The organism is Prevotella sp. TF12-30, from assembly GCF_003436715.1.
GTDB lineage: Bacteria > Bacteroidota > Bacteroidia > Bacteroidales > Bacteroidaceae > Prevotella > Prevotella copri_A.
In genome coordinates this window covers 17,569-30,951 of sequence record NZ_QSQJ01000044.1, presented here as the reverse complement: position 1 = coordinate 30,951, position 13,383 = coordinate 17,569, and the positions used below count along the sequence as shown (strand labels likewise).

The 13,383-nt window shown below is 44.5% G+C and carries 7 protein-coding genes and 1 pseudogene; 1 reads left to right on the top strand and 7 read right to left on the bottom strand.

Annotated features, from left to right (window positions below; all coding sequences use genetic code 11):
* A pseudogene (locus DXD25_RS16740) lies at positions 1-230 on the top strand (hypothetical protein); the annotation flags it as partial.
* 738 nt (positions 231-968) lie between these two features.
* On the opposite strand, the gene DXD25_RS13695 reads toward DXD25_RS16740, so the two are convergent.
* The 7 genes from DXD25_RS13695 to DXD25_RS13665 form a co-directional block, all read right to left on the bottom strand.
* Complete coding sequence (locus DXD25_RS13695; protein ID WP_117663984.1) at positions 969-3,368, bottom strand: BACON domain-containing protein; 2,400 nt, start codon at positions 3,366-3,368, stop codon at positions 969-971.
* 17 nt (positions 3,369-3,385) lie between these two features.
* On the bottom strand, positions 3,386-6,250 hold the full coding sequence (locus DXD25_RS13690; RefSeq protein ID WP_117663983.1) for a hypothetical protein: 2,865 nt from the start codon (positions 6,248-6,250) through the stop codon (positions 3,386-3,388).
* Between the two features lie 61 nt (positions 6,251-6,311).
* Entirely contained in the window at positions 6,312-7,439 is a 1,128-nt protein-coding gene (locus DXD25_RS13685) for a FimB/Mfa2 family fimbrial subunit (protein WP_117663982.1), read from the bottom strand.
* Between the two features lie 73 nt (positions 7,440-7,512).
* Entirely contained in the window at positions 7,513-9,297 is a 1,785-nt protein-coding gene (locus DXD25_RS13680) for an Mfa1 family fimbria major subunit (RefSeq protein ID WP_117663981.1), read from the bottom strand.
* A 32-nt stretch (positions 9,298-9,329) separates the two neighbouring features.
* Entirely contained in the window at positions 9,330-10,688 is a 1,359-nt protein-coding gene (locus DXD25_RS13675; protein WP_158556342.1) for a DUF3868 domain-containing protein, read from the bottom strand.
* 60 nt (positions 10,689-10,748) lie between these two features.
* Entirely contained in the window at positions 10,749-11,330 is a 582-nt protein-coding gene (locus tag DXD25_RS13670; RefSeq protein ID WP_370453426.1) for a DUF3575 domain-containing protein, read from the bottom strand.
* Between the two features lie 303 nt (positions 11,331-11,633).
* Positions 11,634-13,382: a S41 family peptidase gene (locus DXD25_RS13665; RefSeq protein ID WP_117663979.1), complete on the bottom strand. Its 1,749-nt coding sequence runs from the start codon at positions 13,380-13,382 to the stop codon at positions 11,634-11,636.
* Position 13,383: the final 1 nt, after the last annotated feature.

The window sequence follows — 13,383 nt, the reverse complement described above, 5'->3', positions numbered from 1 at the left end:
GCTATTACATGAATGGTATTGATGAAGGTGAAGCTAAGGGTTTTGCCAAAGGTGAAGCTAAGGGTTTTGCCAAAGGTGAAGCTAAGGGTTTTGCCAAAGGTGAAGCAAGAGGTAGTTATCACAAAAGTCTTGATATAGCGAAGAAAATGCTATTAAAGGGTATGGATGATGACTCTATCATGGAACTGACAGGCTTAACCCATGAGCAATTGCATCAATTGAAATCATAAAATTATCAGATACAAGTTCTCCCCATAAGCCAGGCGATAGATGCCTGAACTTATAGGGAAACTGCAAGCCACTTTCAAAAGCACTCTTCACCCTTCACCGGAGTGGCGTAAGTATTTGTGTATGAGCTGATTTGGTAGGGTGAAGAGTGCGCTCGGCTCTTCACCACTCTTCACCCCAGATTTTTCGCTAGCTGTTTATAGATTGAGGGGGGATTGCAAATCCGCTGGGACGCCTCACGGAAGACAGACGCCTGACGGAATCCGTGCGTAATCCGTGGAGCAAGAATGCTCTGTTAACTCAGCGTAATCCGATGAAAAAATATCCAGGTGAAGAGTGGGTGAAGAGTGGTGAAGAGTGGTGCGCCACTCTTCACCACTCGGAACCCCTGTGTTTATCGGGGATTCAGGCGATTTGGTGAAGAGTGAAGAGTAAAAAAGAGAGTGGGGATTTTCTCTCCCGACGTATCGTTTTGTGCCTGGCGATGGCACGATATTGCCCTGGTAAAGGGCAATATAATGCCGTAGTGAGGCAATAAGCGATGGAAGCGTCTTTACCACTCGTCAGGACTATCATGATGACCTCTCAGTGACGTCTTGACCCCTTGTTAGGAATATCCTGACAAAACGAAGGGCTGGACTTTCTCTCGAAAACCCAACCCTTCTTTGTAAAACAGCTGTTTTAAAACTATATTTATATATAAGTAAAAGATGTTATTGTATTTATCACTTATCTTATGTTTATGGAACGTATATCAGGCGGATTGGCATCGCCTTGTAACGGCCTGTGCTACTGCCATCATATCCCTGAACGAAACGGGTATTTGTGATAGTCTTTATCTTATTATATATATCTAGGTAGAGATACCAGAAACCATATTCGTTACTACTTGAACTGAAGCCTTGATAGCCCGACAACAAAGACTGGCTCCATAGATTTGCGTGATATTCATCCTTGAAGCTGTTGCTCTCGTAATATCCGCTGATTGGGATATAGATGTAATCCTTCTGCGAAGACACTGTCGGGATGCGAAGACAATTATATAGTTCACCCGTAGATGTACTCAACGGCTTTACTTCGGTTTTATTTGCAATTGCCTCTAGCTCGTTGCCCTTTGGTACTCTAAAATTGCCGATTACATACTTGTTGATATAGTCGTTACTGCTTTTACCATTTGATATCTTGAAATATCCACCTATAGAACCTTTATCATTGGCAATATTGGCAGAACCTGGCGAATAGAAATCGCTGTTGGATGCGCCTAGATTACGGTCTAACATGTAGTATGTCTTATTAGACGTAGTAGTTTTACCATCTTCTGATGGTTCATCTACCAGAATCTTCACTACTCCGTAGTAGTACCAACCTGTTTTTGTTTCACCCAACTGTTCGTCTTCCAGATTTTTAATTTCTCCAAATACACCAGCATGATAGATCGGGTATTTGATGGTAAACGGATGATCAGCATCTTCAGTATTCTTGATGACAAAACCTTCTTCTTCTATCCATAAATCGTAGTTATTGCTGTTCAATGTAACTTTATAATAGTTTTGGTTTTTGTAAACTTCTTCCGAATAACTGATCTTGTCAGATTTCTTCACGAATTGGTCACCCGATTTCTTTGGAATCAGATAATAGATCTTATTATCTCCTACGCTGAAGTGCAAGCCCTGGTTTCTGGTCTGTTCCTGATCTTCGACCTTATTCTCGCTAGGTTTAACACCATGCATTTCATCAAGCCAAGCAAAGTAATTATCATGAATAGTACCATCGTAATTCATGACAACCTTTCGATCTTTATCACGTTTAAAGTCGTAACCTTCCTGATGAATCAAGATGGTTCTTTTCAAGTCACCGGAAGTGATGGTAATCGTACCTTCCCGAGGCTCCTCCGATTTGTTGTTTGCAGTCAATGTGAGGTTGAGAACAAACATGGTTCCTGATGGTGCCGATTCGTTAGGACTTGTTGTGGTTGACTGGCTACCTGGTGACCAGCTAGTTATCCACGATTGTGCATCTTTGCTAATTTCAACCTTATAGAGATTATTATCTGTTGTATTCTCAGGTTTAAGATTTGTAAACAAAGTGATAGGAATTATGATAGGATCTGTTCCATTTGTAGCTGCAACAGTCTGTGTACCACAAACACCCAGTTCGTAATCTTTGCAGGCAATCATATCTACAATCTCCGGGTTATCATCTACCACGGTTACCTCCAAACGATTTTCTGGCTCAGCCTTTAATGCTTCTTCTTCAGTAGCGTAGCCTGCATCGTTTACAGAAATAACGTTCACGATATAGTTGTGGTTACGTACCAATGCATATTGTGCAGTTTTGGCATCATCAGTATAGAGGGCTACTTTATAGAAGCCTTCTGTATCTGTACCCTTATCCTTATCCTTATATTTAGCCTTGATAATGATGTCAGCCTTGCCTGCAGAAGTTTCATTTACTGCAACTACAGCAGCAGAACCGCCAGCAATATATTTGCTATTCAACTCTGTAGATGTTGCCAAGTCGTCATCCTTAGTAGATTCTTTGTAGCCAGCTGGCGCAATAGAGCCTTTGCTAGCAGAATGCCATACATGAAGGTCTGTGATTTCGAAATTGCTAACGCTTGTTTTTACTGTAACTTTAGCACATTGACGGGTTAGCGAAATCTTGCTGTCGTTCATCAGGTCGCTAAGTGTTTTTGCACCCCAACAGATTGGGTTGGATAAATTTGGGGTGATAACATCCATCGCATCAAGCTTTTCAGCCTGTGCTTTTGTCAAGTCAGGAACGTTGGCAACCAAATGTACCGTTTCTGTACCTTTAGGAAGGTTTGTTTTGATTTTCCTGTAACCATCTGCATCGGCAGTTGCATCAGCATAAGCTTTTGTACAATCCTGCATATCAAGATATTTGTCTGAAGTGCCATAGCATACAAGCCACAGAGAAGTAATGCTCTCTGTAGTTTCGCCTCCAGCCCGGGTTGAGATTTCCTGAGGAGTGAAATTAGGTAATTGTATGCTCAGCGTAACTCCCTCGGTAGGGAGTTCGTCCCCACCGAGAGTAATTGCCTCTAAAGAGTCCTTACATGATGCAAGGCTTAAGAGCAATCCTATCCATATCATTAAAGTCTTTATTCTTGTCATCATTATATTTTCTATCTTTACTATTTAGAAACTCCTAACGGTTTGCCTTCATGCCAGCTACCATCGTAATAACCGAATATCTGGTATCCTTTTTTTGCATCGTATGTGCACTTGTAGCTGTCACCATCAAAGAGCATGTGGTAGTTATTTTCACCAATGCTAACCTCTATTGCTTTTTCATATTCGCCCTTAGGAGCTTTGAATTGGAGAACTGTACGTTTCCAGCCATTTCCAACATCTTCGCTTTTTTCCTTGAATTGATCTGGGTTACACTCCAAAGTATACTTTTTTAGATTACTGTCCTTCTTACCAAAATCGATGTACCATCGTGTAATATCATCTTTAGTATATATTACATAATCCACGTTTATAATGGTTGGTTTGTCATCATATACTCGATAATATGGTATACAGGTTGGGTCATAGAGATACCATCCTTCGTGATCTTCGTAGTTGAACAAAGGAATGCCTGGGTCCATATGATGTGGAAAACGGTGCGGAGTACGACCACCATCATCTCCAAAAGCATTATTGCCATTGCCAAATATTACTAGAGTTTGTCCCGGTTTGATTTCCTTCTCTCCTTGCGCATTATTGAAGGTCAAACTACTTTTTTCATTTTTGGCTATATCTTTGTAATACCATCCTGCATTGTTAATGTCACCTGTCATTTGATCTCCAGGGAACTTCTTCGTAAAAACCCAGGTTGGCATATTAGGAGATGAGTTTGTATTCTCGCCTATCTGAGTATAGGCATAGAGATAGTGCTTATCTGAATGAATTTCTTTATCTCCAGCCCAGTTATTATTTGTCCAAAACCAACCATCGTCCCAGTTGTTATTCTTCTTATCATTATAGCCTCCTTCCGGAATTGTATATTCTGGTAATTGAACTTTGTTAACAACAACAAGATTTTCATATGTATCTTTATTTCCATTCCAACTATACACATCATTGATAGCTCGCATGTAGATGCGATAAGGGCCGAACTCCGGTTTAACAGTAACCGTAACTTCTTGTGATCTATCCTCGTCGCCAGAAATCGGATTCTTCGGAGAAAGGGTGAAGTTATAAACGGTTGTTGTCTGAGGATCTACAGTTTCCGTTACCTTCATCAGATATTTTCCATCTGCATCAGGAGTATTATCATAACTTATCTTCAGACGAGAAGGTGCCTCACCTACTTGTGCTGTAGAACCGGAAGCTATTTCTGTTGGCGTACCATTGATGTTCTGATATGCTTTCAATCCTCCCAAATTGGTTTCTACCACAAAGTGTTTCTCTAGAACCTGCTTGTCGTCAGGATCCTTACCCCAATAGATAACTACGTTCTTTGGGCTCACCTTAAAATAAGGAGTAACATCATAGTGTACATTAATATACTTCTTGATGTTGTTAGCCATCAAATAAACTCTAGCGGTTCCTTCTCTCTTTCCTGCAGAGTTCTTTGGAAACTTATCTATTGGTATATCTGGGTTGATACCAAAGATAATATTTTTGCCATCTCTTTTTGTTACGACGATAATATCTTGATTTGTTTCACCAACAGTCTTGGTGTCAATGCAGCCAAAGTCTACAACAGTTTCGCTGGATTCATACGAGATAGTATCACTCTTTGTAGAAGAGACTTCAGCCTTGGTCTTGTTAACCCATAAATTAGTATGGTAGAAATCAGCATTGATTTCTACTGGCTTCCAGTCGTCCACTTTCACATCGCAGTCAAGATCCATATCGCCATAGCTTTTCAGCTTACCTGTAATTTCATAATAGGTTCCACGAGGGAATGTAGGCAGAGCATCTGATGCGTTCTGCTTATGTCCCAGATTGATGGTATATTGATTCTTGTTGCTGTTGTTAACTATACCGTTAATCTTCAATACCGACTGTTCCTCTGCCTTAGAGATATAACGCTCTGGCAGATAGTAGGTACCTTGAAAGAGCCATTGCTTAGCGTTCTTAGGATTAGGTGTACCCTTATCCTTATAAGCATCAGCGATTTTCACAACATCTTCGTTAGCTACATTTTTGTTATCTTCATTGATTTCATATTCACCTTTCTGATAATAACATCCTTTGCTTGCGTCGCCTGTAGGAGTACTCTTATAAAGAGGTGTATCAATGCCTGTAGCATATTCTGAAGTAACATCTTTCTGGGTAAACTTACCATCCCATAATAAATGGGTAGAAGGAGTAAGCTTCTGTGCAACAATATCTGTTATGCTATAGCTCTTGTCATAAAGATTATCGCTCGCAGTTGGGTCCATAATGAGGTTGAGCTTAACCTTTACGCAAGTAAACTTCAGGTTAGCTGCCACCTCTGTATATTTATCACCACCTTTTTCTATTTTTTTATCGATGATTTTACCGTTTACATCCTTTGGCTCATAAATCATCGGGATGTTTGTAGAAACCGGCATTCCCGGTTTTGTTCCAACGCCATACCTCAGTACTATATTTTTGAGTTCATTTTCTGTTTTGATAGTTTGACCGCTCAACACCTTGTTCATGTTGGCAACCACATAGATATGGTAAGTGCCCGGCTCGATGGTGAGTTGGTAATTGGCTACATTCGGCTCTGCCATCATCGTAGCCAATGGGGCAGGGAGCGTTTCTACCAGGAGCTTGCCTTCATTTCCTGTAGGGAAAGCATAGAGGGTCAGGTCGTTGATCTGGCATTCATCTACCGTAGCATTATAGGTAGGAAGGCCGGAAGCATCGTCGGGATTGATGCCGCGGCTGCTGAGCACGGTTGGTACCAGCACGTGCAGGTTGCTAGACGAGTTGGGGGTATATCCGTTACCCTCCAACTCGTCGGTACAACTAACTGCAAATAAACTAGTCAACAACCAAACTATGAAACCTATATAGATATGAAATCTTCTCATGATAACTTTGTCTTTTACTTTACTAATATCAATAGTTTAATTTCGACAAAGTGGAATCAGATTATAAGTCGGCTCGCTGTATGCGCTTGCTCCAATCGAGGATGGAGATGCCCAACTTAACGTATTGCCACTTGTCGCCTTTCAGGAAAAAGTCCAGCTTATAGTCGTATTCTCTGTCCAGGAACTCCTGTGCCGAATAATTCAATGCTTCGAATGCTCCACGACCCTGTGCCAGAAAATCGGCTAGATTGATGCGAACCACTTCTTCGCCCGTCTTCTTGTTCCAGATGCTCAGTATCGCATTCTTGTCGTTCTCGGTTGCTGGATGCAACACGAGGCGGGAGAACATCAGGGCGGCGTGAGCGGTACGCTCCTGTACGGTACCCTCCGGAGTGGTGAACTCGGTGGTCCAGGTCTTGTATGGGGTGTATGTCAACTCCTCGTCTGGGAGGAGAGAATTGTCGTAATTGATGTAGCCATTGGCATCAGTTATCTGATAACTGAAGTCATCGGCGTGGATGTCGGCTGGTTCGTCCAGCTGATGCAGACTGATGGTGAGCTGCTTGGTGTCTCTGATGAGACTGATGGTATGGTGGGTAATCTGAAGATCCTTCACCTCTACGGTTTCGTTGCTCAATCCCTGCCAGAGGGTATCAAGCGGAAGTGCCTGGTTTTCTACCTTTCCGGCATTTCTGTCGAGTCGGGCACGGAGCTTTTCGATGCTTTCTCCTGCTGCTGGAGCTTCGATGTGGAATTTGGCACCAGCCTGTGACAGTGCCTCTTCGTATTTCTTCTGGAAGGCGAAGGTGGCGAAGCGGTATTTGCCAGGTTGCAAGTCTATGCGCATGGCATAGTTAGGGTCTTTGAGGGGTTGGGATTTTCCCTCGTTGGCTGCATCCTGGCGAGCCACTAGGTTGCCCTGCTCATCGAAGACGAACACGCAGACGCCGCCTACATGATCGTTGAACATATCAGCGCGCTGGACGTTGTAGTCGTACTTGAACTGCAAGTCGACTCCCATATCGCAAGGAGGGAGGTCGTCGTGCATCAAGTCGTGGCAACTGCTGAGCATGCTGCCGAGAGCGACGATGGTTCCGAAAGTAGCGGTACGGCTGATAGCTGCCAAGCTGTCGAATCCCCATTCCATGCGTATATTCTTGATCCAACTATGTAACTTATTGTTTGCCATGATGCTTTTGGTTATTATTGTATGTTTTAACGAAGGCGGGAGCCTAAGCTCCGCCTTTCGTTGTTATACTCGATTACAAATCTACGTTCTGTGAACGCTTAGCCCAGTCGAGAATCTTCACGCTGACGTTGATGTACTCGTCGTCTTCATCATCTGGAGTGCTTGGCTTAACCTCTGGAACGCTAGGGTATCCAGGATTGCTAACGCTGTTAACAGTCAACTCATACCAGTTGTTACGGAGTACACCATAACGACCTAAGTATTCCAGATTATTCTTGCCGTAAGAACCAGATTTCCAGCTAGTCAAGTCATCACCGAAGTGCTTGATACGGGCGATGTAGTAAGAATCACCACCTGCGTATGTGCTAATACCGACCTTATTAGTCTCATTGAGACCCAACTGGGTATTAATGGCGGTGATGTTTGCATCTGAAATTGTTGCTGTTTCAGTTTCAGAGATTTTTACGATGATATTAGCTGCTTTTACATAGTGAGTACCTGCTGCAGTGATATCATATCCGTCAGCATCCAATTTGACAGTGGTGTTGGCGGTTGTTGCGCCTGTGACAACACTAGCAACTGCTGCTTTGATTTCGTCCTCAAGATTGGTTTTATTCCAAATAGCAGTGTTCTTACCAATCTTGTAGAATGTGTCGCCGTCTTTGAAGCCTTTAGGAGTATATTTGGCTTTGAATACAACACGAGTAGTCTGCCCCTGCATCATATTGTCAAGATTGAATGTATTCTCAAGACAGTACAATGGCTTAGAAGACGCTGCTGTTACGTCTTTATTTGCAACATAGTTGAACTCTGCTTTAAGAGCCTTCATGTCAGCGTCTTCGGTGCTGCATAAATCAGATTTGTCGTAGTTAGGGTCTTTACCCCAATATACACGCTGTGCAAGGGTTGCTTTATTATCTACGAAACGCTGATTGTTAGCACTGTTTATTGTAGATGCAGTGGCTGTGTTACTCCAAATGTCCTTGTAGTCTGTGGCCAATCCATCAACATTATGGATTGGGAAAGTCTTCTTGTTGGTAACATCCAAAGCCCAGTTCTCGATTGTAACCTTGTCATCCTTATATGCGCCATCAGCAACCGTATATGCGCCCTTGTCATCCGTCTTTCCTGTTGCTGCTGTACCTGTTTTTAAGGTAACCTTAGCAAGACCACGCTCTACATAGACATCTGTTGCAGCACTCTTAGCAGCCTGTTCCTCTGTAGGGTAAATCTTGTCTTTGTCAATAGCAACTAAAGTAGTAACATTATTATCCTTGAACAGAGGCGCATTTGCCATATAGAAGCCATTATTGGTATTTGCAATTTTATTCGTAGCTTCTTTATCTGTGTTTGTATCTACGTTCCAAGCAGAGAATGTATCGCCTTTTTTAGGCAGAGTAACCTTGACATTATCACCAGTACCGTTGTTCAAGAGCACCAAAGCGTAGTAACCGTCGGTTTTATCTACATTATTCAACTTGGCTGTAATTTTAGCATGAGTGGTTACACCTGTCTCATTTGGATCTTTCCATGGTGCCATTGAACCCAACTCAGCACTCTCAACGAAAGTATACTCACCTTCTTTCGTTGCTTCCCCCCCCCTCTTAAAGATGAGTAAGGTTGCATCATTTACCTTGTACTCATTCTTGTCACCGTTCTCAAATGATGGTGTACCTGGTGTTGGAACATCAGCACGTGTACCACTTGTTGTAGGCAAGGTGATAGAGAAAGAGGCATAACCTACACCACTCTCATTCTCACCAGAGCCATTACCACCATTTACTAACTCGTTGTTGCTAGAGCAACTAGCAGTCATAGCAGCCAAAACTGCCAATCCAAAGAAATGTTTAATTCTCATAATCTATGTGATTTTATTGTTAGTTATATCTTTTATTGTTCCGCCTTCATTTCCCCGTAGATCTTTCTGATGCGCTCAGCTTCCTTCGAGTTTCCTGCCTTGGCAAGATGCTTTTCGGCAGTTACGAGGTCGCCCTTCTGCAAATCTGTGCAGGCGGCATTGAGATTGGCTGTCTCATCATCCGGGAAGAGACGGACGGCAATATCAAATACCTCGTTGAACTCTGGAGAACCAGGCTCATAGGTCTGTGCCACCAGATACATCTCCTGTAATGACAACTGCTGAGGCTTGGTCTTCAGGATTACCTTTGCCTCCTCAATGTCGAAAGGACGAACGGTATAGGTTACCGTATAGTCGCTGTGGCGCAAACGAGGATAAATCTCACTCATGATGTAGCGATAGCTAGCCGGATAAAGCTTCTTGATTTTCTGGTCCTTTGCATCGGGTGCCAAGGATGAGTTGGCAACGGCAAGGATGGCAGACTTATCGGCTAAGCTGCTGGCTTCCACCTTCTTCTTGAATCCTTCCCAGTCTTCTGGGGTGGCGTGATAGGTGAAGAGCTTTTTATCGATGGTGTAGAGATTGCATACATAATTGCGCAGGGCAGCCGCACGGTTGTTGGCGAGTCGCACATTGTTGTCGTAAGGACCATCCGGCGACGCATAGCCATGAATATCGATATTGGTGATGCTCACATCCTTGTCGTTCTTTACGAGGTCGATGGTGGATGTAATCTTTCTCAGCTCTGTGGCATTCTCACGGAAGTCGGCAAGGATATCGCTCTTGTTGAGCTTGAAGCTCAGGTAAGCTTCACCCTTTTCGGCTCTCACCTTGATGGCTTCAGCCTTTGGCTTCACGTAATGGTCGCGACAGATTCTCGGTGTCGGCTGGATGTTAGCCATCAGAGTGGTATCCTGATCCATCAGGTTGCCGCATCCGCAGAGGTCTTCCGTCATGGAGAGGTTGAAAGCCTTCATCCACTTCCTGTAGGGAAGGGTCTGCGAGAAGAGCACCTGCTGTTCGGTATCATTCCTGCGTCTCACTACCACTGCCTGGCTGTTCTTCAGTTTGCTGCTTTTGCGCAGGTATCTGATGTTCTGGTTTTTGCCATTGATGATAATGGGATTCAGGGCGATGGTATCTTCTCCGGCAATAAGTGGAGTGAAAACCAGCTGTTGCTCTGATTTGAGCTGCAGACTATCGAGATGGAGGCGGAAAGCAACCTTCAGACTGTCGCTTTTCTTCTGTGTCAAGACGCTGTCTATCAGAATCTTGCCTCCAGCCAACCGTAGCTGCGAATCATCTATCTTCTGGGCTTGGACAGTCAGTGCGCTCTGTGCAAACAGAATGCAAAGGGGCGAAATGACCGCATAAAGCTTCATTTTCTTCATATTCTTCATCTTGTAAAAGAGGGTTTGATTTTGTTTTTCGCTATCTCGGTGATATTGTTCCTAGAATGCGTATATCAGGGAAAGGGCGGCTTTAGTAGGACCTACATAGTTGCGGTGGTCCTTGTCAAGACATTTGTCACATCTTCCGTAGAGCTTGTATGGGCTGTAGATGTATCCTAATCCGATGGATCCTTCGAGATTGAGGTGCTCAGACAGCAGCCATTGGTATCCGTAGGTGAGACCACCGCCGACATACCAGCCTTCGTAATGTCTTCCTTTCTCTGTCTTTGGCAAGATGCCGAAAGGCAGGTCCACATTTTTGATGTTGTATTCACCCCCAAGGGCATGGATGCCGAAGAAGTGGCCTCCAAATTTCTGGCAGGTGTACCAGCGGTATTCTGGCATTACGTTCCAGTAGCGCAATTTCTTGTCGCCAGAGAACTTCCAGGGATTCAGGGCACCGAAAAGCTGAAAAGTGCTCTTCCTGCCCGTGCCTATTTCTAGACCAGCATTGAGCGAAGTGGTTGCCAAACCAAGCAGGTTGGTCTTCAGCGCTACCTCTTGAGCTCGGGTTATTACTGTTGAGAGAATCAGCAGTAACAACATCGGTGTTCGTTTGAACAATCTCTGCTTCATCATCATATTTTTACTCTGTTATTTTCTTTCTTAAGGATACTGTTAGCTGTCCTATTTTGTTATTGTCATTTACTTATAATCACAGGCTTACCCTTGTAACAAGATGGATGTCACCGGGTTTCCTTTTCGGTTGCAAAGATAGAATGATTTTCTCAAAGGTGCCTCAAAAAAGTGATGAAAATCACGTAATACAAAATGCAAACGTTTGCATTGTTGTGCAAGTTGTGTGGGAGCACAAAATTCGTGAATATGGTATAAGTGGCTGATATATAGAAAATAAAAGCGAAGGTGTGAATTGCACACCCTCGCTTATTTCAGAACCTCCATTGCCTTCTTCAGACCTCTATCCACAGCCGAAGGATCGTTCTGGTAGAGCTTCTCCTTTTCCTCTTGGGTCATCTCGTCGAGCAGATAATCAGGAGTGATTCCCACACTTTCCAGCAGGTTGCCCTGTGCATCCTTGGTAAGCGAGAATGGCATGTAGAAGTAGAGGTAGCTCGTTACATTTCCTATCCATCCGCCATTGCTGGCTTCGTTGTCGGAAGTGAGCATCGCCTGCGCTCCGTAACTGTTTCTGCCTATCGTCTTCACGTGGTCGCCCTGACTTTTCAGGATGAGGGTTGTCACCTCCGACATGCTGGCACTGTAGTTGTCGAGCAGGATGGCGGTAGGGATGTTTCTGCCCAGGCTCTTCGGCGTTACCGTAATCTTCTGCGGAATCCAAGGGGTATAACTGTATGGATTATTGTCTTCTTTTTTGCGTACGTAGGCATAGACGGCTGTCTGGGTGATGAGATAGTCGGTAAGCAGACGGGTGTCTATCACGCTTCCGCCACCATTGCCACGGAAGTCGAGAATCAGTTTCTTGATCTCGCCCTTAGCCAGCGGCTCCAGGAACAGACGGCGGTAACCTTCTACGCAGAGATGATTGTAGGTGAATTTCAGATCGCTCCAGTAAGCGTAGAGTTCACGCTCGTGCCAGAGGTAATCGGCAAGTGCCTGGCAATACCAGCTGGCAAAAGCGGAGGCTGAAAGCATCTGCTGGTAACGGGCATCGCCCTGCAGCTTCTGGCGGATCTGCTCGCCCATGCCGCTTGCCTCAGCAGTAACAGGTAACAGTTTGAGGAGATTCGGTGACTTTTCGTATGCCTCGCTGGCGAGAGCATAAAGGCCGGAATAATCTCCCTGGTTGCTGTAGGCCGCCATCTTCTCGCAGGCTTGGGCAGCATCATCCGAAGCCAGATAGCTATCCATATCGGCAAGCAACTGCGCTGCCTGCTGCTCAGCCTTCTCTCGCTTTCCGGTATCAGTAATCAGTGCTTTCGCCTTGGCTGATATCGTGGAAGCATCCAGATGATAGGTGCTGGCGGCATTGACAGGGAGATAGGACTTCTGATACTCGTGGAAACAGTTTTCGTAGAGCGCAAACTTGTTGAAGCCGAGATAATAGGTACCCGGCTGCTCCTTCAGGTAACCGCCCATGATGCAGAAACCATCCGAGGTAATCTCGCCGAAGGCTGTACCATCCAGGTTGAGCTGATCGCGGGTATGGTTCCAGTGAGCATTCAGTGGGAAATACTCGGTCTTGTTGCGGAGCGTGCTGTTGAATCTCACCGTTTCCATAGAAGAGTGGGAGACGGGCAGGGTAATCTTGACATAGAAATGCTGGTCGATGATCTTGTCGATGATTTCCTGGAAATACTGCTTCGCCTTGGCATTATCCTCCTGAATCTCCTGCTGGGTGAAAGCGGAGGTATGTTGGAAGGTCTTCAGGGCATCAAACTTGGGCTTGTATTCCTTATACACCTGGTCCCAGGTCTGCGAAGATACGGCAGACTGCTCATTGAGGGTGCAGTAGCGCTGGTTCATCACGCTCCAGAAAACCTGGAACAGGTCGCCATACGACTTGACATCGGTATCGGAATAATCGGAAATCGATTTCTCGTTGGCATCATTGTCTGCCACACAACTGGTAAGCGACAATCCGGTGGTGGTTGTCGCCAGGAGGAAGGCGAAGAGGCATCGCATTCCACCTTTTATATATATAGGGGTTCTCATA

Coding starts and splice junctions, on each gene's coding strand:
- DXD25_RS13695 (WP_117663984.1), bottom strand. CDS start 3,368: ATGATGACAAGAATAAAGACTTTAATGATATGGATAGGATTGCTCTTA.
- DXD25_RS13685 (WP_117663982.1), bottom strand. CDS start 7,439: ATGGCAAACAATAAGTTACATAGTTGGATCAAGAATATACGCATGGAA.
- DXD25_RS13665 (WP_117663979.1), bottom strand. CDS start 13,382: ATGAGAACCCCTATATATATAAAAGGTGGAATGCGATGCCTCTTCGCC.
- DXD25_RS13670 (WP_370453426.1), bottom strand. CDS start 11,330: ATGATGATGAAGCAGAGATTGTTCAAACGAACACCGATGTTGTTACTG.
- DXD25_RS13675 (WP_158556342.1), bottom strand. CDS start 10,688: ATGAAGAAAATGAAGCTTTATGCGGTCATTTCGCCCCTTTGCATTCTG.
- DXD25_RS13690 (WP_117663983.1), bottom strand. CDS start 6,250: ATGAGAAGATTTCATATCTATATAGGTTTCATAGTTTGGTTGTTGACT.
- DXD25_RS13680 (WP_117663981.1), bottom strand. CDS start 9,297: ATGAGAATTAAACATTTCTTTGGATTGGCAGTTTTGGCTGCTATGACT.